Raw genomic sequence first — 25,536 nt, 5'->3', positions numbered from 1 at the left:
AATCTAGTTTTTTATTTTATTGATAGTTTAGAATTTTCTTTCGCTATTCTTTTTTGTTGTTTTTTACTTAAACTACGTTTAAAATAATCTTCAGGTGTATATTTTACTCTTGGCTCTTTCATTTCATGATCATCTAAATCTTGACTTAAATCACAGTCAAATCTTGCCAACATTGAGTGAAATTGTCCTTTTTTACCCAAACCTATAAAATGCGCCAATCCCCAAGTAATACCTCTACCATCTTTTGTATCTGTAAATGCATCTGGCACATAAGGTGCCGCTGCATACGGCATCATTTCTGTAATTGAAGCAATCTCAAAGTTTACACCGTCTTTTGCAAATTGCACTGTATTATGTTCATTTCCATCTTTATAAACCATCGCTGCAATTCCGTCTTTAAAAGGAAACAAAGATGTTTCGTGTCCAGATGAAATAACAGGATTTAATGGATGTTTGGTAAAAGGACCTAAAGGATTATCTGCAGTTGCCAAACCTTGCATTCTTATCCAATTTGGTTTTACACCAAAATCTGATTTGTAATATAAATAAATTTTACCATTATAAACTAGCGGATACGGATCGTGAATAGAATATTCATCCCACTCACCTTTTGCCCCATTCGGAATTACAATTTTATTATAAGCTGTCCAAGGTCCATTTGGAGAATCTGCATAAGAAACTGCCACCGGACAATCATCACCTCTTTTTCCGCTTGCTTCCATAAAACCTTGGTAATACAAGTAGTATTTTCCTTTCCATTTTAAAATATCTGTTGTAGTAACCGCTCTCCAACCAACTATCGGTTTTTCTGGTCTTTTTATAGCAACACCTTGTTCTTCCCAATTGAAACCATCTTTACTGGTTGCATACCAAATTTCGGCTAAATCCCAATCTGATGAAGGAATTTTATCTGTCGATTTTTCTGCTCCCCGAGGCGGAGTTGGCGTATTTCTGTACGTATACCATACATAATACTTTCCATTGTGCTTTATTACTTTAGAAGGATCTCTTCTGCTAATTGTACCATCATGATTATGATAATCAAAACCTTTTAATGGTGTATATTTAAATTGCGAAAACAATTCATTAGCTTGAGGTTTAGGAGCAGGATATGCATCGTATAATCTATTTAATGCAGCACTCATTTTTCTATTTGGTTTTTCCATAGGTAGTACATTCGGAAAACCAGATTGCTGTTCTGAAGCCTTTTCGACAACTACTTTTTCTGAAGTTTTATCAGCACAAGACAATAGAATTGAGACTGTTAAACAAACCATTAAAATGTTATACGTGTTTTTCATTGCTAATTTAATTTACTAATTTCCATGAACGTACCCAATCGTAAGAAGTAGTTCTATCTTTTTCTGATAAACCAACCATTCCTCCATTTGCAGGAACCGGATTCCAGTCATATGTTTCTACGACCATCCTTAAATGCATTTGGATATTAAAATCTGCTGGAGGCGTAACTTTTTTCACCAACTTTCCATCTAAATAGAATAATATTTCATCTTTATTTTTCCACCAAACACCATAAACGTGAAAATCATCATATACTTTTCCTTGCATAAGACCTCCTCCTTTGCTGGTTCCTTTTATATAATCACATCCTTCAGGAATATTTCTACTATGTGTATTTGAGTTCATTGCTTGATCAAAATTTTTCATCCATTGTGCATCATTTACAATTTGACCAACACATTCTTGAATATCTAATTCTGTGGTTCTTTTATCACAACCCGTAACACCTTTGTTTTCATTTATCAACCAAAATGTTGATGACATAAAACTCTTGTTAGCTTTCATTCTACTTTCATAATAGCCATAAGTCATTCCATTTCTTGATCCTACATAACCACCTCCATGTGTAAATTCTTTCCCGTTTTTGGTTATGGATTTAGGCAATTTAGTTGTTGTAATTTGAAGTTTACCATCTGTAACTTTAACATTTTCTGCCATAAATAATCCTGGTGCTCGTCCAATCCACCCTTGACCCGATATTTGCCATTTTTTCTGATTTACTTTTTTTCCATTAAAATCATCAGACATATTTTTAACTAATTTCCATTTTGATCCTTCTGGCTTTGGATCTTCATCTTTGTTAAAAAAAGGAGAATTTTGCGCATACAAAGTGTTCATTGCAAGCAAGATTAATACAGTTGTTATTCTTTTAAATGTTGTCATATTCAATATATATTTTATTCATTATACTTTCCGTAAAAATAAGATTTGATTAAAAAACAACTTAAACAAATCACTTTCTTTACATAAGATATGTGCTATTCTAACTTATTCTTAGATAATTATTTCGAAGTTTAGAAGAAACCTTAGAATTGTATATTAATTTAAAAACTATTTTTCTGCTTACTCTATTTCCCAAATTTTAAAATTATCAAACATAATATTTCCACCAGTTACTGTTGGTCCAAATTTATTTAATGTTGGATGTGCAATTCCTTCAGATTTAATTGTGGCTATTTTACCATTTATTTCACATTGTAAAACAGCATTCTTTTTGGTTATAACTGCGTGATAAAATTTACCTTCTTCAAACTTCATTTTTACGGTAGCCTTTTTAGATGCTAACATTTTTTTGAATTCAGCTTTCTTTTTTGGATCTCCTTTTATTTCATTTCTCAGCTTCAAATTCATACTTCCGGTTTTATCATCTTGTACAGTAAAACCCATTTTAGAAAAGGAAACTCTAGAAATATGACCTGCATGAACGGATTTACAGTTGCTGTCATCCATCACTATATTGAATCTTTTTCCTCCTTCAAACTTAAAATCAAATTCTATCAGCACATCTGCATACTTAAAATGTGCTCTGGTAACAGAACCATGACCAGCATCTTTTATTTCTTTCGCAACCAATACACCTTTTTCAATTGAAAATCCTGATAGGAATTTTTCTTTTACTTCCCACTTATCTCCAATTTCAGTTCTTTCAAAATCATCAGAAAACAGTAAAATTCCTTTTTTAACTTTTAACGATTCGTCTGTTTTATTTTGAGCTGCAGTCAACTGAAAACAAAAAATAATTACTAAAATACTACCATATATTTTTCTCATCTGGTTTACTTAATCATTAACTTTTCTACTTTCTTTTCTCCATTTGTAGCTCTATAGGTTACCATATAAATCCCTAAAGAAAAACCTTTTAAATCTATAGTATTTGTCTCTTTTTCATTTACTTTAAAAACCTTTATTGTTTTACCAGATAAAGTTGAGATTCTAATCGTTCCATTCAAATTATGAAACGTAATGCGATCTTTTACTGGGTTAGGATAAAATAACTGTATCGCTAGTTTTTCATTTTTTTGAACGCTTAATGTTTTTTCCACAACAATTGGTTTTTTGAAACGAACTGCTGGTAAATCAAAATATACATCTTTAATATCAACATTACTTTGCACTACGTTTTGTCCTGCTTTAATTAATACATCTCCTGTACCTTCGTCATTTCCTCCAAAAGATATTTTCTTAGTATTTTCATCACCACCAATAAAATTATTCAACAAAACTGTACCATCTTTCTTTGTTCCAATCTGTAGATTTTCGCCTTCATTTACAGATATATAACTAGACACTTTTGTAGATTCATTAAATACATTACCAGCAATATAAATGTTTCTTGCTCCATACGCATGCACATCTCGTTTGCAATCCTTATCTAAATGACCTGTTTTTGCACAAGAAGTACTTGCTCTTCTTTCATTACTACCAAACACATTGTAAGTCCAAGATGAGTAAGTATTACTTGGTTGTTGTTGTGTAACTCTTTTATGACCTTCTGTTCCGTTTATATGAATATAGGTATACTTTTGTGAAACCGTATTTGGCATCGAAAATGTATTGTTATAAATTTCCATATTATGTGTAAACTGTTCCATATGAATTGGCTGACATCCACCACCGGCGTCATCTGTCATTCCTAAAAAAGTATTGTTTTGAATAATTACATCCTTTGTTTGCACCATTGCAATATGAAATTGCTTACTTTTTTCGAAGGTACAGTTTTGAATAATCGTTCCGTTTAAACTGGTACTTTCTGTATATCTTCTTCCAGTTCCATCACCACTATTTTCTCTATCATTTCCATTATCTGATGAAATAGCCGTTTCATAACCTTCTTTAAAAACACAGCCATCAATCAAAACTTTATCAACACTTACAATAACATTTCCTCCTCTATTATTTGTATTTCGATTAAAGATTTGAAGTGCAAAAAGTTCTATGTTCGAAAAAATACAATTTTTTAAAACCAACCCATGCGTAGGATACGCACCTATAGAATTTACTCCATTCCATTTAGAATTTGTAAACTCAACATTTTCAAATTGATGTCCTCTACTTTTATTAAATCTAAAAATTGAATTTCCCCACGTTTTTTGATTTTTACCACCATCTAATGTTAAATTACTTATCTTATAATTGTTCCCTTTTGCATCAATCAAAGAATTTTTAACGGCTGTTTGTTTTATGATTGTTTTACTCATTCCACTACCTTCTAAAACTAAATCGTTATTTGTTAACGTTATGGTTTTTGAAAATTCATATAGGCCTTCTGGAAGTATAATTTTTTTAGTAACCCCATCATTTCCCCAAGTAATAATTTGATCGATATTATTAGGATTTGCAGTTTCTGTTTGCGCAAAAACAAACGCATTTAACAATAGGAAACCTATAGTAAAGTTATTTTTTAACTTTTTAAAATTGAACATGGTTATTTTACTTTTAATTATTTTTAATGTGTACGAATTAAAATCGCATCGGCTTTATTATACCAAGGATTCATAAAATTGCCTTTTTTAAATTGAAATACCTCACTATATTCTCCCGTTAGCGTATTAAACCATTGGTACGTGCCTGTTTTTGAAAAAAATGGCGATAAGTAAAAAATGGACGCTTGATAATTATACTTTGGCAAGTACATTAAAAACACGCCTTTGTTATTTGTAAGTGTGTAACCGCTATTATTACTTTTTAAGTCTGGTGTAAACTCATTAAAAGGATACTTTTTAAAGAAATTTACAAAGTTTTTATAGTACTCATATTTTGGTTTTACAAAACCTTTAGGCTGATTTTCAATATCGTGAATCATGACATACCAAGAAGTTCCTTGCCAATAATACGTGCTATACGTACCCGAAAAGTTAATCATGTAATTTCTCCTCAAACTAATTTCTGGATCTACATAATCTCCTGGAAAAACTTCAAATTCTGATTTTGTATAGCCTCCATGCTCAATATTAAAAATTGGTTTATTCGGAAATGCTTTTTTAACACCAAGCATGTCGTGATAAATAGTTGCACTCCAGTTTTGTGCCGAAATGATATCTACTTTATCAGGATGTTTAATACAAAAATCATATTCGTGCACCGTTTTTAAACGCTTATAAGCATCTAATTTTTTAATGCGCTCTAAACGTTCTAAAATATAGGCTGTAGAGCACCGTTTTCTATCATATGCTTCTTTAGCAACATCCCAAACTACATTCGGAAAAGCTTGGTAACGCTTTATAATATAATCAAAAAACATGTTATCTGCTTCTGTCTCTGCGTCTGGCCAGTTTACTAATTTGTTCCATACATAAATCATTAAATGAAGAGAAATATTACGTTCTTTCATCATGGCAATCGTTCTATCCATTTGCTGAAAATAGGCAACGTTTAAAAGCCTGAAATCAGGCATTTTATTAGTTCCTAAAAAAGGAAAAATAGACAAATCATTACTGTAATCGTATTCTGGATAATCATCTAATTTAGGGTCACGTTTCCATTTAGCTCCAAAAGAATATACAGTTGTTACTATCTGATTTAAATTGTTTTTTTGTAAATCATCTAACAAGGACGCTGTTTTTGGTGCTGCTTTTTTATTTTCAAAATCTAACGCAAACAACCAATCGCACTCATAAGCCATTTGCATATATGGAGTACCATCTTCATAATAAAAATATTGTGGATTTTCTGGCTTTACAATAATGCCGCCATGTTCAGAATTATTTTTAGTAGGAATTACACTAAAAGAACCTTTTTTATTGCGTAAACTTTTTAATGCAGATTGTGTTACAAATTGCCATTTTCCTATTTTAGAGGTAGAAAAACGAACAATCCATTCATTACCTCCATTATAAAAACCAGGAACAGTTATTTGTTCTCCACTTTCACTTTTAAATGTAGCTTCAAAATTTTTAATAAAAGGATTACGAACATTAGGAGTTGCTTTAAATAGAAAGTCGTGTACTTGCCATTGTTCTATCGTAATTTTTTTAGCATAATCTGATTTATCAATATTTGAAAACGAATTAAATGAAACTAATAAAAATAAAATAACCGATACTTTTTTCATTTTATTCAATGTATTTAAATTATAGAATACTTCCTTATTGAGATGAAGTAAATATATTTATTACACAGAAACAGAAGCTACACAAATAGTCATGTTTATATATGAAATGTTCTTTTTCAATAACATAAAGACTTAAATGCAGGCAATAAGAACCATTACAAATATATTATTCATAAAAGTGTTTATCATTGACTAAGAAATTAAAAACAATAAACCACCGTTTTAGCGGTGGTTTAGATATCATAAAAAAGAAAAATCTTACTCTAAATCTAGTTTAAACACATTGGCTAAACTATTCATTTTCACATCCGGAATTGTTAAAAAGAAAGAAGCTGTAGTTAGCTCAAACTTAGTTTCTGCATTGGTTCCCATATGTGTAATTTTTGTAATTTTTCCTGGTGGAATATTTCTGTGGTATCCTCCAAAAGATCTCATTTCAATTCGTTCTCCTGGTTTTGGCACTCCTAAAAAGAAAATATACATCGACTTTTTATCTTTAGCTACCGTAAAACGAATATCATTGGCCGTATAATTTACAGATGATGACTGTCCTGCATTGTGTCCTTTTCCTGTTTTTGCATTTCCAAATCCAAAAATATTATGTGCTCTTGTTCCATACACCGCTTCACCATGCACTTTCATCCAATCTCCAATTTCTTTCAATACATCTCTTTGTTCTTGATTGATAACTCCATCCGCCCGTGGCGAAACATTTAACAATACCACACCGTTTTTACTCCAAACATCTATCATATTACGCACCACCAAATCTGCAGTTTTGTACGGCTCTCCTTCTACGTACATCCACCTACTTTTCCCTAGCGTAATATCGGTCATCCAAGGTGTTGGCCAAGAATCTCTACGTCCTCCTTGTTCATAATCCAACACACTATATTCTGATGGTAAATCTTGTTGTTTATGCGCTAGCATTACTTCTTTATGTTGCTTAATTCCGTTGTTAAAATGATGCGCTGCCATTTCATTTCTTTTTTCTTCCGGAATTAAATTCAACCAGGAATCATACCATAAAATATCCGGACTGTATTTATCCACCACTTCATTTACTTGATCTAACCAATATTGATTGAATTCTTCTATGGTTTCAAAATTCCCAAATAATTTACGCAATTTTGGATCTGTAGTTGCTGTTGGTAAATATGGTTGATATACATAATGACTGTCGTACGCATCTCCCCATAATTCAGGTTTATCCCTATTACGCTGTCCATTTCGAGCATGATGAAACGTAGCAATGGTTCTTAAACCTTGTTTCTTTAGCGATTTAAATATATCACCCAAAATATCTCTTTTAGGTCCCATATCTGCTGCATTCCAAGGATTCACTTCACTATCCCACATGGCAAATCCATCATGATGTTGTGCTACAGGACCTGCAAATTTAGCTCCTGTATTTTTAAATAATTTAGCCCAATCATCTGGATCAAAATGTTCTGCTTTAAACATCGGAATAAAATCTTCATATCCAAATTCATAAATACTTCCGTAAGTTTTCTCATGATGTTTACGAATTCCTCCTTTAGCCTTGTACATATTATGTGGATACCAAGCACTACCAAAAGCCGGAACACTATAAGGTCCCCAATGAAAGTACATTCCTAATTTTGCATCTGCAAACCATTCTGGAGCAGCTCCATGTTGTTTTAATGACTCAAAAGTAGGCTCGTAATGTTTTATAACAGTACTTTCTTTTTTAATACTTTCTTTTGTAGAAGTGCAACTTACCACTACAATTGCTCCGATTAATAGAAAGTATTTTAATTTAATTCGTTTCATTTCCTTTAAGTTTATTCGTTTCTTTAATAATTCTCTTTTTTTGATCTCCACTTAATTTATGCGTATAATGAAATTCCGGACCGTAATTATAATGATGTCCTTTCATTTTTTGATCATCTATATCTTGACTTAAATCGCAATCAAAACGTGTAAGAATGGTATGATTCCAATTTCCATCAGCATTTATAAAATGTGAAATCCCCCAAGTAATTCCTCGTCCATTTTTAGTATCCGTAAATGCATCCGGTACAAATGGTCCGCCTGCAACTGGCATCAATTCTGTAATGGAAGCTATTTCGAAATTTACCCAATCTTTTGCATACTGAATAGTATTATGCTCCATACCATCGCGTTGCACAATGGCTGCAACTCCTTCTTTAAAGGGAAACAAGGTTGTTTCATGCCCCGAATTAATCACCGGATTTAAAGGATGTTTTACAAAAGGACCTAAAGGATTTTCTGCAATTGCCAAACCTTGCATTCTTATTTTTGAAGGTTTAAATTCTTTTCTTTTATCAAAATCGCCTTTGTAGTACAAGTATATTTTACCCTCGTGTACTAAAGGATACGGATCGTGAATTGAAAATTGATCCCAAGAACCTTCTGGCCCATTCGGAATTACAATTTTATTAGAATGTGTCCAAGGTCCATCTGGAGAATCTGCATATGCCACGGAAACTGGGCAAAAATCACCTCTTAAACCACTAGCTTCCATAAATGCTTGGTAATATAAATAATACTTTCCTTTAAATTTTAAAATATCTGTTGTAGTTACCGAGCGCCAACCTGCTTGGGGTTTTGGAGGACGAGGAACTGCAATTCCTTCTTCTTTCCAAGTAAAACCATCTTTAGAAGTAGCGTACCAAATATCAGACAAATCCCAATCTGCAGAAGGAATCACATCTGTAGCTTCTTTAGCACTAGCCATTCCAACAGGTCTTACAGGTGATTTTCTTCCCGTATACCAAACATAATATTTTCCTTTTTCAAAAATTACTTTTGATGGATCTCGCCTTGTAATTGTTCCATCTCCGCCGTTATAATCAAACCCTTTTAACTTCGTATATTTAAACTGTGTGTACAATTCATTTTGCTCTGGACGAATTTTATCATAAGCATCATAATTACGAGTTACCGCAGCACTTAAAGGTCTATCAGGTTTTTCCGCAGGAATAAAAAAAGGAAATTCTTCTTTTGAAGCTTCTTTCACTGTTTTATTTTCTGTTTCACACCCTACTAATACTAAAATGGACGCAAAAATTAAGAGACCTCTTTTTATCATTTTCTTCAATATTTTAAAATTCGAATGTTAAATCTATCTTTATTGGTTCATCTACATTACCAAAATAATTTTTAGGGCTTCCTTGTGGACCCGATGCAGAAGCTGGCATAAACTTGGTGCCCATTGCTGGTATGTTTTTTACAAAAGAAATATCACCTTTTGGAAAATTAGTCACTATCGCTCCTTTTTTAGGATCTGCAGGTTGATCTGGAGTTAACATTCTTAAAAAAGTTAAATCAGAATGACAATAAACTGTAAATCCATTGTCTTGTTTCCCTTTTAACTTTACCCAATTTAAGCTCGAAAAGAATCCTTTAAACTCAGGATATACAAACCCAGATTCTCCGGTAACTGTATTATTATAATCATTTTCCCAAACTCTAAACTGAGTTCCTTTCATACGATTACGCCAAACACGGTAAGGACCATCACCAAGCCATTTCATCCCTTTTACTTCTTCTTCAGGGAATGAAAATGTGATTCCCATATAACCTTCTACAATTTTCTGACTCCTGAGTTCAACCTTTAAATCAAGTAAACCATTAGGGTAAATTGTCCATTTGAAAAAATCCAACGTCATTTCATCATTCTCTTTCCAATCATAATATTTTTTTCTTTCCTTGAACAATCCTGTTATTTCAACTTTATCATCAGATGCATTTACTTTCACTTTTTCTAAAGCTGATTTGTTCCCTAAAAGAATTGGTCCATCTTTTATCGGAATTAATTTTCCGTTTTTCTTTACTTCCTTCAACAATCCATTTTCAGCAGAAAATTTAAACTCATTTTCACCTGCACTTACCGTAATAAAAGTATCAGTTTTAATGGTTTTAATACTACCTTTTACATTGAAGTTAAGTTTGTCTGCATTAATTTTCTTTGGGGTTTTAACAGGATACGTCCATGTAAATATTTCCATGCCATGAATATCTGAGGCAGTTAAAAACAAAGCATCTGCAGATTTCCAATTCTTAGGTTTATCAACTTTAAATTTCCCTTTTGCTACTGGCGATAATTCCGGTAATTCAACCTTACTTTCTGATACAATATTAAAATCTGTAGTACCTCCTGGTCCATTAAAACGAACCCATTTTGCTGTCATTGAACATTCATTCAAATTTGTAAAATGATAGCGATTTTCTACATTAAAAACTCCGGAAAAATCATCTCTTATATAACGGTCCTCAATAAAAATTGGCGACCATATTTCTTTTATCGTAAAATAACTTCCTTCTTTTTCTCCATAAGGACCAACAATACCATCTGCTGCATGGTTATTATCCAAATCGATAATACCACCTTTGTCGGTACGTACTACACCTTCATCTGCAAAGTCCCATAAAAAACCTCCCGCTGCTAAAGGCATATTCCACATTTGCTTCCAATAATCATCCAAACCTGCACCATGACCTCCATCATATAAACCATGTAAAAACTCTGTTGGAAAATAAATTTTGTCTTTTACAGGTGAATCAAAAGCGAATTTATAATAGTCTGGATAATGCATGGTATTCATCTTTTTAAAGGAATTCCAAGGATGAATTACTTCACGATTTTGAACATCCCATTTAGAAAATTCTTTATCCAATTCAAGGTTCCAACCCGATTCATTTCCGTTTGCCCAAATTAAAATGGATGAATGATTTACATCACGCACAATCATTTCTTTCACTAACTTTTTTCCAACCTTGGTGTCTAAGTAAGGATTATGCCAAGTACATAATTCATCAATCACAAACAAACCTAAAGAATCACACGCTTCTAAAAAGTGAACATCTGGCGGATAATGAGACATGCGAACCGCATTCATATTCATATCCTTCATCATTTTAATATGCTCAATACTTAATTCCTTAGAAGTTGTTCTTCCAGAATTTGGATAAAAACTATGACGATTTACACCTTTAAACTTAATTTTTTGTCCGTTCACATAAATACCGTCACTTTCACGAATTTCTACTGTTCGGAAACCAATTCGTTTTGAAATGGTATGAATAGTTTTTCCTTTTTTATCAAGCAGATTCATTTTCAGCGCATACAAATTCGGTTTTTCGGCATTCCATGTTTTTACGTTAGCAGCCTTTCCTTTTAAAATCCATTTCCCCTCTTTCTTTTCGGTTGTAAAACCTGAAAGTTCTTGAACTATATCTCCGTTTAAATCCAACAAATTCATTTGAACCGTTTTTGCTTCCTTCGGATTAAAAAACAATTCTGCTGTAATATTTCCGTTTGCTTGCGCATCTATGGCCACATTATTTATGTGTTCTTTTGGCAATACTTCAAGGTAAACAGGACGATAAATCCCTCCAAAAATCCAGAAATCTGAATGTCGTTCTGCATAATTTACAGATTCATTTGCAGACATTTTATTCACTTTTACTTCTAATAAATTTTCAGTTCCGTATTTCAACAATTTAGAAATTCCGTATTTAAACTCATAGAACGCTCCTTGGTGAATTTCGCCTGCCAACTTTCCGTTAATTTTAACTTCGCAATCTGTCATTACTCCTTCAAATACAATTTTAACCTCTTTTTGTTTCCAATTTTTAGGAACAGAAAATGTATGCTTGTACAAACCGTATTCATCATTATATTTTTTCGGAATCTTAAAATCACGTCCGTAATTATAATTTCCAAAACCTTGTAATTCCCAACAAGAAGGAACGCCAATTTTAGTCCATTTTTTACTGTTCATTCCATCAGAACAATAAAAGTCCCAAGCAACAGTATCGTCTTTACCAGTTCCTGATAAATAATGTATTTCCGTTTGATTTTTTTCAGAATTAACTTGTGCTTTTACGTTTTCCGAAAACACTAATAATAAAAATAGTATTGTCGTAAAAATGAATTTATTCTTCATATTGATATCTTCTTGTTATAATTAAATATTTTTTTTGAAACCAACTATCCTCGAGGCAGAACCATAGAGGTATTTAGCTGGTTTCATTTTGATTTTAGAATTAAAAACCAAAAAATCTGTATTTTAGATTCCCGCCTTCGCGGGAATGACAGCTTCAACGGAAACCTCGAGGCATAGCCTAGAGGAATTCTTTTTCGATTAAAACTGAAACGTTAAATCGATACTTATTGGTTCATCATCATTCCCAAAATAATGTTCAGGATTTCCATGAGGCCCCATACTTTCTGGTTTTTGAAACTTGGTTCCAATTCCTGGAATATTTTTCACAAAAGAAATATCACCTTTTGGAAACTTTGGAGACACGCGTCCTTTTGAATCTTCCTTTGGTTTTTGTGGAGTTAACATTCGTAAATATGTGTGTGGCGAATGACAAAAAACAGTAAAACCATTGTCATTATTTCCTTTTAATTTTGTCCAATAAACACTTGAGAAAAACCCTTTAAATTCTGGATATACAAAACCAGATTCTCCCGTAACCGTGTTGTTATAATCATTTTCCCAAACCTGAAATCTGGTTCCTTTCATTCTATTTCTCCAAACTCTGTAAGGTCCATCTCCTAACCATTTCATACCTGCAACTTCTTTTTCTGGAAATGAAAATGTAATTCCTCTAAAATCTTTTAAGTTTCTAAAACCTTTAAATTCTACTTTTAAATCTAACAAACCGTTTGAATGCACAGTCCATTTTATAATATCAGAACGTTTTTCTTTAATGGTAGACCAAGAAGGAGACCTGCTTTTTTCTTCAAAAACAACGGTAATTTCTACCGAATTTTCTAAAGATTTTACGCTAACATTTTCAATTTTATCATGCTGACTTAAAATAATAGGGCCATTATGTAACGGAATTATCTTATTCCCTTTTTTAACTTGCTCTAACAAACCGGTTCTATCAGAAAACAAATAAGTCATTTCATTTGCCACAACATGTATTTGATTATTCTTCGTTTCTAAATTCAGACTTCCTTTATCTGAATACTCAATTTTTGGCAGGTTTACTTGTTTTGGAGTTTTCACAGGATACGTCCAAGTAAAAATTTCTTTTCCTTGAGGGTTTACCGCTGTTAAATGCAAAGCATCGGCCGTTTTCCAATTTTTAGGTGTATCAACATAAAATTTATCCTTAACTCCCGGAGATAAACTTGGCAATAGAACGTTACTTTCTGAAATAACTGAAGGATTTACATTTCCATTAGGACCATCAAACTTCACCCATTTTGCGGTCATTTTACAAGCATCCAAATTTGTATAATGGAATCTGTTTTCTACACGAAATATCCCATTAAAATCGTCCTTAATAAATCGTTCTTCTATAAAAATTGGAGACCAAATTTCTTTTATCGTAAAATAACTCGCCTCTTTCTCGTCATAAGGACCAACAATACCATCTGCTGCTTTGTTTCCTTGTAAATCTATTTCGTTATTTCTATCGGTTCTTTCGATGCCTTCATCAGCAAAATCCCATAAAAAACCACCTGCAGATTGTGGTAAACTCCACATTTTCTCCCAATAATCTTCTAATCCTGCACCATGACCACCATCATACAAACCGTGTAAAAACTCTGTAGGAAATAAAATTTTCTCTTTGGAATACGAGTCATTTATCAAAGAATGATAATGACTATAATGAATGGTATTTGTTTTTTTGTAGATACTCCAAGGATGAATTACTTCTCTATTCTGAATATCCCATTTAGCATAATCGCCATCTACTTCCGGGTTCCAACCTTGTTCATTTCCGTTTGCCCATAATAAAATGGAAGGATGATTTACATCTCTCACAACCGTTTCTTTTACAATTTTACGCGCCACCTTGGTGTCTAACATTGGGTTGTGCCACGTACAAATTTCATCAATCACAAAAAGTCCAATTGAATCACAAGCCTCTAAAAAATGAACATCTGGTGGATAATGAGACATACGAACCGCATTCATATTCATATCCTTCATCATTTGCACATGTTTAATACTCAATGCTTTTGATGTTGTTCTACCAGAACTTGGGTGAAAAGAATGACGATTCACGCCTTTAAATTTAATGCGTTCTCCATTTACATAAATTCCATCTCCTTCTAAAATTGCTACGGTTCTAAAACCAATTTGTTGAGTTACTTTATGAAGAACTTCCTGCTTATTATTTAACAAATTAACTTGTAATTTATACAGATTTGGTTGCTCTGGATTCCATGTAAGAATATTTGAAGCCTTTACTTTTACCGTCCACTTTAATTTTTCTTTTTGAAGACTTTTTACAGCCAAATCTTGAATTTTATTTCCTTCTATATCCAAAAGTGATAGACTTACAGCTTGTGCTTTTTTAGCATCTAAAAATAAATCTGCAATAATTTCTCCGTCTGCTTTTGCATCAATTGCCAAACGTTTTATATTTTCCTTTGGCGCAACTGTTAAATAAACAGGTCTGTAAATCCCTCCAAAAATCCAGAAATCGGCATTACGCTCTGCATGATTTACAGACTCGTTAGCAGAAACTTTATTTACTTTTACTTCTAATAAATTAACTTTTCCATATTTTAAAAGTTTAGAAATGTTGTATTTAAATTCATAAAAAGAACCTTGATGAATTTCTCCTGCCAATTTCCCATTAATTTTCACTTCAGCATCCGTCATTACACCTTCAAAAACAATGGTTATATCTTTGTTTTTCCAATCTTTAGAAACCTCAAAAGTGTGTTTGTACAAACCGACTTCTTTGGCTCTGTTTTTATCATCATCAGAACCGTAATTATAAGCGCCAAATCCTTTTTGTTCCCAGCAAGATGGCACGCCTATTTTTGTCCATTTTCCGCTATTTCTTCCTTCTGAACAGAAAAAATCCCACTCCACTAAATTGTCACTTCCAGTTCCAGACAAATATTTAATTTCTGTTTTAACCCCATTATCTGTAGAAATTTGATGCTGAGATACAACCAATTGCGTTGTAAAAAAAACAACTACAAGCAAATACCTTTTTAATTTTTTCATATATTTTTTAATCAAATTTGAAATAATTTTTTGCGTTGTAATAACAAATGTCTTTTACCATATTACTTAACAACTCTTTATCGTAAGGAATCAAACCGTTTTCAATATCATTCCCCAATAAATTACATAGAATTCTTCTAAAATAATCATGACGAGAATAGGAAACAAAACTTCTAGAATCTGTTAACATGCCTACAAAACGACTTAATAATCCTAAATTAGATAAGGCATTTAGTTGATTTTCCATACCCGTTTTTTGATCTAAAAACCACCAACCAGAACCAAATTGAATCTTACCCGGAATAGTTCCATCCTGAAAATTACCAATCATAGTAGCCACAACTTCATTTTGAGAAGGATTCAAATTGTAAATAATTGTTTTAGTCAATTTATCTTCTGCGTCTAAATTATTTAAAAATTTAGACATAGCAGCTGTACTATTAGCATCATGAATAGAATCAAAACCTGTATCAGGCCCTAATTTAGACAATAATCTACTATTATTATTCCTTATGGCACCGTAATGAAATTGTTGCGTCCAACCTTTTTTATGATCCATAATTCCGAATTCATACAACATAGCAGATTTAAACTTTACTATTTCATCAGAATTTAATTCGATACCAGATCTAGCTTTAAAGAAAATAGTTCTAATATCAGCCATCACATAATCTTCAGCATAAAAAACCTCAATTCCATGATCGGATAAACGACAACCAATTTCATTAAAAAAATCATGACGTATATTTAAAGCCTTTATCAAATCTTCAAAAGAGTTTATGTAAACCCCCGAAACACCAGATAATTTCACCATATAATCATTAAAGGCCTCACCATTTTCGATAGCCATTGCATTGTCTGGTCTCCAAGTTGGTAAAACTTTAATTTCGCAATCGCTTTTTGCAATTTGTATATGATGTTCTAAAGAATCTATTGGATCATCTGTAGTACAAACTACTTCTACATTCATCGTTCTCATTAAACCCTGTGGTTTAAACGCTGGTGTTTTCAATTTTTCATTTGCTAAATCCCAAACCTCTTTTGCGGTATCTTTATTTAACAAACCTTCAAAACCAAAATACATTTTCAACTCCATATGTGTCCAATGATACAAAGGGTTTCTCAATGTATTCGGAACCGTTTCTGCCCATTTTTCAAACTTTTCCCAATCGGTAGCATCACCAGTGCAATATTTTTCTGAAACGCCATTTGTTCTCATAGCTCTCCATTTATAATGATCGCCATCTAACCACAAATGTGTTAAGTTTCTAAAATTTTTATTTTCTGATATTACCTTCGGATCTAAATGACAGTGATAATCTATAATCCGCATTTTTTCTGCACTTTCATGGAACAAAATTTTAGCTACGTTGGTTTCTAAAATAAAGTCTTGATTTAAAAATGGTTTCATTTATGTTTTTTAATTTTTATTCTTCTACTAATACAAGTTTTAAAAAAACTTACTCAAAGCTAAGTATATCAATTCATTTTCATAACTTTAACGCTGCTTTAACGGTAGCTATAACGGTTAAAGTTCACAACAATTAGATTAAACCTATTTTACATGAGTTTAAAAATAACATTATTATCAAACGAGCAAAAACAAGAAATTGTTTCTAAAATAAAAAAGAGCAATACCCTAAAAAATGCTCCTACTAGCAGTGCTTTACTTCAATATTTGCATGATGCTACTTTAAACAATACTACTTTAAAAGAAGGTGTTATTGATATTGATTTTTTTGGAAATAAAGAAGTTACGGATAAAAACAATCCTCGTGTTCGAGTAAATGTATATAATTTAAGAAAAAAACTTATTACCTATTACGAAACTGAGGGGAAAGAAGATCTTTGGAGATTACACATTAAAAAAGGGCAATACAAGGTTAGTTTTACTAAAACGGAAACACCACCAAAAAGAGTTAGGAAAATCAATTGGAAAGTTACTATTCCGTATGTTATATTAATTGGTGTAATTGCTTTTTTTATGATCAGTAATACTACATCAAAACCTCCAAAACTGTGGGAAGAATTTTTTAAAAGCGATTCACAAACAAATTTATTTATTGGAGATCATTTTGGTATTACAGGAAAAACAATTACCAAAGGTTACGGTTGGACCCGTGATTTCGATATCAACACAAATGAAGAGTTTCATGCTTTTATTGATAAAAACCCAGAATTAAAAAAATTAATCAAACCTTCTAAATACAGTTACAGCACACGCATGGGCGCTTTAGCTACTCAGAAAATTCAAAGTTTTTTTCAGCAACATGATCATAATTTTGACATCAGGTTCTCTACACAAACTTCTATTCCAGAAATTAAAGAAAAGAATGTAATCTACGTAGGACCAACAAAAAACAAAAATCAATTTTTACCTTTTTTTAATGAAGGAAATCCGTTCTGTAATATTTCTAACGACTTTATAACGATTAAAAATCACCCTAAAATAAAAGACCAAACTATTGATTTAAAATCTAAAACAGAATCCGAAGAATATGCCATTGTTTCTAAATACAAAAGCTTAGGAAATAAAGAGCATTTTGTATTCTTTTCACAACATGATATTGGCGTAAGTGCAACTGTTGCTTATTTTACAAATATTGATAGCATTACAAAATTTGAAAACACCTATTTAAAAGAGCAACATCACTTTACAGCTATTTTTAAAGTAAAAGGGGTTAACAGAACCGACACTAATATTCAACTTTTAGACGTTATTCCTTTTTAAAAATAAGAATTCTGTAACAAAAAAATCTCTAAGAATTGTCTTAGAGATTTTTTTAATTTTATAGAATGAAGGTAAATAAATAATTTGAAACTTATTAATTTCAAATTCATCACCTGAATTAATGTTTTTAGATTAGTCTATAGTTTGAAAACTTCCCCACCAATCATTTTTAGGGTCAAAATCTGGTGATAAATAAGACATTCTTTGTTTCTCTAGACTTTCTAACCTTTTAGTTGCTGTTTTTTGTAAATATGCTGCCTCTAAAGCCGCATTATACGTCGGATCTTTCTCTGGATAATTTGCGCCTACTTCTTTCAAGTAATTAAAAAGCTCTGTTTTTAATGCCGATGCTATTTCTTGATTTTCTTTTGAAATTTCATGTATTTCAGCTTCATCATTTTTTAAATTGAATAACTCTCCTCTACCATCTTCATAATAATGAATAAATTTCCAATCACCTTTTCTAATTACTGATGAAGGCTCTCCTCCTTGATTTCCATAATGTGGATAATGCCAAATTAACGGACGCTCTTTGATAGTTCCTCCTGTTAACAGCGGTAATAAACTAACGCCATCTAAATGCTCTTTTGGTTTTAACTTTAATCCAACCAAATCTAACAATGTAGGATAAAAATCTGTACCAGTAACTGGTGTATTATTCTCTTTAATTCTCTTTTTTATCCAAGGAACTTTTATAAAATATGGTTCCTTAATTCCTCCTTCATATTGATATCCTTTACCTCCTCTTAATGGCAAATTAGAGGTTGAGTTAGAGTCTCCTGCAGAAACGCCTCCGTTATCAGAAGTAAAAACAACAATGGTGTTTTCTGCTAAACCTAAATCTTCTAATCCTTTTAAAACTTCTCCAACTGCATCATCCATAGATTCTACTAAACCAGCATAAATAGGATTGTCTTGCGTTTCTCTCATTGGCAAAAATTTCTTCATTTTAAAAGAAGTCTCAGCAATGCCATTTTTCTCAGCTTTCTTACGATATTTTGCCCATTTATCTTTTGTTGTTTGAATTTTTCCGTGTACTGCATAGAACGACAAGTAAGCAAAGAATCTGTTGTCTTTATTCTCTTTCATAAAGTTTACCGTTTCTTTTGCCAAACGCATACTTAGGTTCTCACCATCTTTTCCATCCTTTAAGTTATCATTTTTATATGGAGAAAAATAACCTCCACGAGGTCCTCCAGCATCCCAACCACCTTTATTAACATCAAAACCATGATCTTCTGGCCACGATCCTTTTTCTCCTAAATGCCATTTACCTGCAAAAAACGTTGCATATCCGGCAGCTTTTAAGGCTTCTGGTAACGTAACATCTTTATGAGACAAGCTATGTTTATACTTGGCTGGCATTAATTTTGAAAACCTTTTTTTCTCTCTCCATTTTTCTCCTTCACGTGCACCAATCCAATCTGTAATTCCGTGACGTGCAGGAAATTTACCATTCATAATACTTGCTCTAGATGGACTACAAACTTGGCATGCAGCATAACCATTGTTAAAAACGGTTCCCTCTTTTGCGATACGATCAATATTTGGCGTTTCATAAAAACTATCGTTTCTATAACTTAAATCATTATAACCATAATCATCTGCTAAAATAAATAGGATATTTTTCTTTGCTGGTTCTTTAGATTTTTCATCAACTTTCTGCTTGGTATTACAAGACATTAGCAGTACAATTGCTGCGGATAAAAGGATTGTTACTTTTTTCATTTTTTTTTATTTATCAACATTATTATATTCAATAGGAATTGCAATATTCCCATTTACATTATTATCATAAACCGCCACATATATCATAATTGGCTGCCCTTTTTCATTCGTTAAAACAAAAGGTCGTTCAACTCGTTTTGGTTTCCAAATTGTTCCGTCGGAAAGAACAAACTCTTTCTTCATAAAAACACTTCGTTCATCTTGTTGCCAATCAAAACCATTTTCTGAAGAAAATAATGCTAAGTCCTTTTTTCCCATTACATGGCAAACCATATAATGCTTGTTCAGAATTTGGTCAAACCAAATACACGCATCTTCTGTTTGAGCTTCTGCATACACTGGTTTCTTTTTAAAATTAAAAGGACCTTCTGCCTTATCTGAACTACCTACTAACTGAATTCTAAAAGGTTTTTCGTGTTTTAAATCATCACCTTTCATAATCATTAAATACTTATTGTCTTTATAAATTACTGCAGGATTCACGGCTATTTTTTTAAACTTTACATTGTCGGGTTCAACTACAATGTTTTTTGATCTTACAAAAGGTCCCGCTGGATTACCTGCCACAGCAACACCTATACGTTGGCTATCTCTAATGGCACTTCTGTTGTTATTAAACCAATCTTCATCAGGATATTCAATTTTATCTTTTTCAAGTAACGCCTTAATATCATTGGCTATATAATACAAACAAATTTTTCCTTCGGCAATAGTAGCATACGGATTGTGAGAATTATTTACATCCCATCCATTCGTTTTTCTATCTTGTAAAACAACATTTACAAATTTAAATGGGCCTGCTGGATTGTCTGAAACCCCGTGCGCAATTTCACAATTGGTCATCCAGCCTTTGTGCTCATATTTCTTGTTCCAACGAGAATAATAAGCGTGGTATTTCCCTTCCCATTTTACAACACTTAACCCCCAAACATAGTTATCTGGCTCTACCAAAACTTGTTTTATAGTCTCGCTATTTTGAAAATTGGCTACTGTCTCTGGCGATAGCGGCGTAAAACTTATATTTTTATAATCTTTTATTACCTCAACCTTTTGTTTATTCTGCTCGTTAGTCTTACAAGATAATAATGCAAAAAAGCTAATAGCAACTAGTATATATTTTCTAATCATAAATTTGTATATTTTATTCAATTTTAATTTAAAACATCTTGATCAATTAATCTTCATTTTCCATATAAATAAGTTCTTTCTGATATTCGCTTTCGAAAGAAGGTTGATACTTATATTGAATACCGGGAGTTTTAGAATTCCTGTTTTTATACTCTAAGTTAAAAAATTTCAGATCTTTAACGTGCAAAAGATAATTTTCTAACACGTCTTTTATACGATATGTTAATGCCGTTTCATCCCAACGATACCAATCTTTGAATTTACCTGATCCATTTTGCTCTATTCTCTTCTCGATTTCAACAGCTTTTTTTGCATGCTCTAAAGCTGCATAGGCTGCTAATTGACTTTTATGATACTCTTTATTTAAATAGTATTTTAATGATTTTGAAAAATCTGCAGCCATCCCAGTTAAGTTGAACATTTTTTCTGTAGGAAGTGCCATATCTATAGTATAAAAATTTAACCTACTCCCTTTTAATTCTCCTTTAGCTTCTAAAGTATGTTGCACCGAAACGGCCCATTTATCTTCAGCTAAATTATATATTTCTGAATACGCATCCAAGGCAAAATCCATTTTCGAATTAAAATCTTTCAACTTTAAAAATGCTTTTTTCCCTTTACCAGGAAACTCTTTCTTAAAAAAACTAGGATCCATTTCTTTTTGATACGCCATATTTAATAAGCGTTCTACATAAAAGAAGTACCATTCATCTCCTGGCTTTCGTTCTGGATCTCCCAAATCAAATTGATTTGTAAAAAAGTCTTTATAACTCTGTACAACTGCCTGTGAACTGGTATTGAATTTATCTTTAGCATACCAATCGAAATAATAATTACCATTAGGTTGATTTTTATACGAATCAAAATCATTCATATAATTCACCATTTGCTGCACTCCAAATATTTTCTCTTTAAAATTACCAACGTTTAACACAATCATATCGGTTAAACCATGCGTAATTGCCTTGTCCATTTCTCTATGTAAAACATCTGGATGAATGGTGTTTATACGCAAATGTGTTCTACGATTGTGATATGATACATGTTGATAAACGCCTTTACCTAATTTTGTGTTCTCTGCAGATTTCCATGTGCCTTCCGGAAATGTTCCGTAACCTTGATCTGAAAACAATATCATGGTATTTTTTGGATAATTAATTAGTCCATCACGATACATTCCGCCCAGTTCTCCCCATAAATAACCACACACTAAAGGATCTTCTTCACCTCTAATTTCTTTGATAAGGTTGTACTGCGTTTCAATAACTTCGTTTACAATTTTTGCTTTCTCAGCCGCAGAACTTTTACGAGACATACTGGGGTCATCGTCCCAAAAAGCACGATCTAATAATCCTCTAAAATTTAACGTCCAAATGACATTTTTTCCTTTTTGTCTTTCAATAGCATCTCTCCAAAACTTCACAAAATATTCTTTATGTGTAGACCAAGAATACGGAATATTCTTTGGCCAATATAATGGCACACTTCCTACAGGTTCTGCATGATGTTGTGCAATATACAAGCCCATGTCTGATGCTAATTTAAGATGCACTTCATCTGCTAAAACCAGTGTAGAAGGAATTACACCTGTCATTTTAAGTCTTAACATGGTTTCGTAAAATTTCTCCATGAATTCAAGATTGAAACCATATTCAAGTTTTTCCATCTGAAAACCAACAATTAAATCTTCATCATTCACAAAAAACACCCGATGTTTATACGTATACTTTTTTGATGAAATTTTTCCAGTTTTAATTTTGATAGAACTCACCATTTCGGGTACAATATCTGTAAAATAGATAAATGGATCTATGCCTAAATAATCTTCTGAAAAAGCATAAATAGCGTGAATTAAACCCAATTCATCCGTTCCATTAAAAATGATTTTTTTATCAGAAATTTCAATTTTATAACTATCAAAATCTTTACTATTCTTATCAATATTCAACTCAATATGTATAACTTCTTTTGATGATTTTGTCGTTCCAAATTTTACATTGAAATCTTTTTTAAGCGCTTTTACAGCATACATAACCGCTTTGGAATTGCTATTATCTGTAATGGCAATATTGTTATATATTTCTATGTTCTTTGCGCTAAGTACGGTTACTGAAAAGAAAAAGAATAGTAATCCAAACGTTTTCCTTAATTTTAAATCCATTTTATATTTCATATTAATCTGCTTTCAATTTAGAATACCCAATAATTAATTCTCCTTTTTTAGTTTTCCCTAATAATTTACCTACAAAATTCTTATTAGTAATGCCGTTTCCATCACCAGAAAATATTACAATAAGGTCTTTTCCTTTCTTTTTTGTTTTAAAGATTTTACATCCTTTACCAAAATCTACTTCTTCAGTTGCACCATATCGCAAAGAGTTTAAATCAATATCATTCTGAGCATCAAATCCTTCTTCAGAAATAATTCTAATTTTTATGCTTTTAGTATCTTTATTTATCTTCTTTTTATTCAGCATTTTAATCCGCTTATGCAAAACTAACGGCATAATTATATTTTTTGAATTATGATTATCTTTTGCTAAATCATCAGCTTTAGGAACATCAATAACAGCCAAAGATAAATGTGTAGCTCTACCAAATTCATCTTGTAAAACATGAGGTCTTTCTAACTTATACCAATGTGTTTGCGTACCATCTTCGTACGAAGTATCATGTGGCGTATACGCTGTTCCAAGGTTAAATTTCCAATGAATTCCATCTGGTGAACGTAAATAAATTGCTCTATAATCCCAAAAAGCGTTGATCATCATATGAAACTGTACATCATCTTTCCAAAGTACTGGATCTTCATAACCCGATTTGCGGTATTTTTCAGGAATTATTGGATTGTGTCGAATCTCTTTTGAAACAATTTGATAAGGTCCTAAAGGATTTTCCCCATCACTTAAAATCATACTTCCCGCTTTGGAAACAAATAAAAAACGACCATCATTTAACTGCACACCCGATAAATTTCTTGAATACACATAATTTCTTGCTTCTGAAACATCTGAATTAGCAAGGTTTACTTCCATAGTTCCTAACCTTTTCCAAGGTCCAGCCATCGTTTTTGAAGTGAATAAAGTAGCTTCCCAATCTATTAAGGAATATAGCATATAAGTACCATCATTTAATAAAATAACATCAGGATTATGCCCCAAACCATTGTGGAAATCATACACTAAATCTCTCTTCACTTTATAAGGACCTGTTGGTTTATCAGAAACAGCATACGCAACGGTTGAAGACGGCCATTCCCAATGTCCTTTAGTTGCATTTGCAGGCCAACGTGTTACATTCATATGGTATTTTCCATCTTTATCCTTCACTGGTCTTCCTCCCCAATAACTCCATTCTGGATTTTCAATTCCGTTATTTGGATCACGCGGAATTACTCCGTCAGCTCCCCAAACATCCGTTCTTAATTTATAGGTAATTGGCATCGGTAAAATTAAATCGCTAAAAGAAGTTCCAAAAACAGCCTTTACTTTCGCTTTTACAGGTATTGAAGCGATGCTTTTATTCCCGCTAAAATCATATGCAAAAATAAAATAAGTATTTTCTATATCTTTAATTGGCGTAAAATCTACAAACTTATCACCTTTAATATTGTACGCAATTTGTCGTAAATTATTTCCTTCTGAATCTCCTCTATAAACCGCATAACTCTCCACATCTTCATCAATGCTTTTTTTCCAATTAAGTTGAATTTCAGTTTCAAAAACAGTCGCCTTTAAATTTGTTGGAGAAGCCGGAGCCACTTTATCCATTTTGGTGATGGTTGCCACGGGCGATTTTGAAGATTCTTTAACACCAACTCTTGTTACCAAATAATAATATTCTTTACCGTTTATTAAACTTGAATCGGTATAATTAAACCCCTTCATATTGCTTGCTAATTTCTGATAAGCATTACCTATAATCTCGCCTCTATAAACATTGTATAAAACACTTTCAGTGGATTTACTATCAGACCATTTTAAATTAATTCCTTCGGAAACCACTTTCGCAGACAATGCTTCTGGCCCATTAGTTTCTGGAGCCTGAACGCTAATATTCACATAATTAATAAAAACCTTTACTCCTTCGTTAGAAAATAAAGTAGCTCTTACAAAAGGCATTCCGTTTACTGCGTCTTCTTTAGTAATGATATAAGTTCCTTTAAACTCTTGCACTTTTAAATCACCTCCTTTAATTGTTATATTTTCAGCCAAAATTCTTTCTTTATCACCAAAAACAAGACTTATTGTAATCTTTGCACCGCAGTCATATTCAGAATCTGTTCCAAAACCCCAATTTAAAACATCACCTGTAACAGGTTTATTATATGCTGAAATATTGTCTAACACCCTAGATTCTATAATTCCTTTTGAAACAGAACTATAAATCCTTCCTTGAAACAATGCCATTTGGCTATCTCCTGTGTGTTTATTTTGACCGTGACTGCAAGTCCACATTGGTGATTGTAAACCTTTCCTCCAAGAATGCGCTTTTACTAATTCAAAATTCCCATCGTTTACATTTTTATGAGGAGAATTATCTCCTAACAATGTAATTTGTGCAAACAAATTACTTTGAAAAAGAAACACTATAAAAAAAAGAATTAGTATTTTTTTAAT

15 protein-coding genes are annotated in these 25,536 nt (G+C 32.2%); 1 reads left to right on the top strand and 14 read right to left on the bottom strand.

All coding sequences use genetic code 11. The features are described 5' to 3' along the window. Positions 1-11: 11 nt before the first annotated feature. The 10 genes from MPF19_RS03855 to uxaC all read right to left on the bottom strand — a co-directional run bounded on the left by MPF19_RS03855 (position 12) and on the right by uxaC (position 16,741). Positions 12-1,301, bottom strand: a complete 1,290-nt coding sequence (locus MPF19_RS03855; protein WP_249986855.1) for a glycoside hydrolase family 117 protein — start codon at positions 1,299-1,301, stop codon at positions 12-14. A 7-nt stretch (positions 1,302-1,308) separates the two neighbouring features. Then, positions 1,309-2,184, bottom strand: coding sequence for a family 16 glycosylhydrolase (locus MPF19_RS03850; protein WP_249986854.1), 876 nt, complete (start codon positions 2,182-2,184; stop codon positions 1,309-1,311). Between the two features lie 180 nt (positions 2,185-2,364). After that, positions 2,365-3,072: a hypothetical protein gene (locus tag MPF19_RS03845; protein ID WP_249986853.1), complete on the bottom strand. Its 708-nt coding sequence runs from the start codon at positions 3,070-3,072 to the stop codon at positions 2,365-2,367. Between the two features lie 5 nt (positions 3,073-3,077). After that, positions 3,078-4,724, bottom strand: coding sequence for a T9SS type A sorting domain-containing protein (locus MPF19_RS03840; RefSeq protein ID WP_249986852.1), 1,647 nt, complete (start codon positions 4,722-4,724; stop codon positions 3,078-3,080). Positions 4,725-4,747: 23 nt separating this feature from the next. Beyond that, complete coding sequence (locus tag MPF19_RS03835; RefSeq protein ID WP_249986851.1) at positions 4,748-6,352, bottom strand: DUF5060 domain-containing protein; 1,605 nt, start codon at positions 6,350-6,352, stop codon at positions 4,748-4,750. Between the two features lie 258 nt (positions 6,353-6,610). Continuing rightward, positions 6,611-8,146, bottom strand: coding sequence for an alpha-L-fucosidase (locus MPF19_RS03830; RefSeq protein ID WP_249986850.1), 1,536 nt, complete (start codon positions 8,144-8,146; stop codon positions 6,611-6,613). Next, the gene (locus tag MPF19_RS03825; RefSeq protein WP_249986849.1) at positions 8,133-9,428 is read right to left on the bottom strand and encodes a glycoside hydrolase family 117 protein; all 1,296 of its coding nucleotides are present in this window, start codon (positions 9,426-9,428) and stop codon (positions 8,133-8,135) included. Before MPF19_RS03825 ends, MPF19_RS03830 begins: the two co-directional genes overlap by 14 nt. A gap of 13 nt (positions 9,429-9,441) precedes the next feature. Then, on the bottom strand, positions 9,442-12,288 hold the full coding sequence (locus tag MPF19_RS03820; RefSeq protein ID WP_249986848.1) for a glycoside hydrolase family 2 protein: 2,847 nt from the start codon (positions 12,286-12,288) through the stop codon (positions 9,442-9,444). A gap of 198 nt (positions 12,289-12,486) precedes the next feature. Next, on the bottom strand, positions 12,487-15,330 hold the full coding sequence (locus MPF19_RS03815) for a glycoside hydrolase family 2 protein (RefSeq protein WP_249986847.1): 2,844 nt from the start codon (positions 15,328-15,330) through the stop codon (positions 12,487-12,489). A gap of 7 nt (positions 15,331-15,337) precedes the next feature. Continuing rightward, positions 15,338-16,741 carry a glucuronate isomerase gene (uxaC, locus tag MPF19_RS03810; protein WP_249986846.1) on the bottom strand — a complete coding sequence of 468 codons (1,404 nt, stop codon included), beginning with the start codon at positions 16,739-16,741 and terminating at the stop codon, positions 15,338-15,340. A gap of 153 nt (positions 16,742-16,894) precedes the next feature. Here uxaC and MPF19_RS03805 point away from each other — a divergent pair, with 153 nt between their 5' ends. Continuing rightward, on the top strand, positions 16,895-18,061 hold the full coding sequence (locus tag MPF19_RS03805) for a hypothetical protein (RefSeq protein ID WP_249986845.1): 1,167 nt from the start codon (positions 16,895-16,897) through the stop codon (positions 18,059-18,061). A gap of 132 nt (positions 18,062-18,193) precedes the next feature. Here the strand turns inward: MPF19_RS03805 and MPF19_RS03800 are convergent, their stop codons facing one another. From MPF19_RS03800 to MPF19_RS03785, 4 genes are read right to left on the bottom strand one after another with little or no spacing between them, the layout of a single operon-like run. Continuing rightward, positions 18,194-19,789 (bottom strand): sulfatase, encoded by a 1,596-nt coding sequence (locus MPF19_RS03800; RefSeq protein WP_249986844.1) that lies wholly within the window; start codon positions 19,787-19,789, stop codon positions 18,194-18,196. A 6-nt stretch (positions 19,790-19,795) separates the two neighbouring features. After that, positions 19,796-20,917 (bottom strand): glycoside hydrolase family protein, encoded by a 1,122-nt coding sequence (locus MPF19_RS03795; RefSeq protein WP_249986843.1) that lies wholly within the window; start codon positions 20,915-20,917, stop codon positions 19,796-19,798. A gap of 46 nt (positions 20,918-20,963) precedes the next feature. After that, positions 20,964-23,090 carry a glycosyl hydrolase 115 family protein gene (locus tag MPF19_RS03790; RefSeq protein ID WP_249986842.1) on the bottom strand — a complete coding sequence of 709 codons (2,127 nt, stop codon included), beginning with the start codon at positions 23,088-23,090 and terminating at the stop codon, positions 20,964-20,966. Position 23,091: 1 nt separating this feature from the next. Further along, positions 23,092-25,485: a hypothetical protein gene (locus MPF19_RS03785; RefSeq protein ID WP_249986841.1), complete on the bottom strand. Its 2,394-nt coding sequence runs from the start codon at positions 25,483-25,485 to the stop codon at positions 23,092-23,094. Between the last annotated feature and the right edge of the window lie 51 nt (positions 25,486-25,536).

The organism is Polaribacter sp. Z014, from assembly GCF_023555435.1.
Lineage (GTDB): Bacteria > Bacteroidota > Bacteroidia > Flavobacteriales > Flavobacteriaceae > Polaribacter.
Note: the sequence above shows the minus strand (reverse complement) of the source record. Positions and strands in the feature narration are given on the sequence as shown.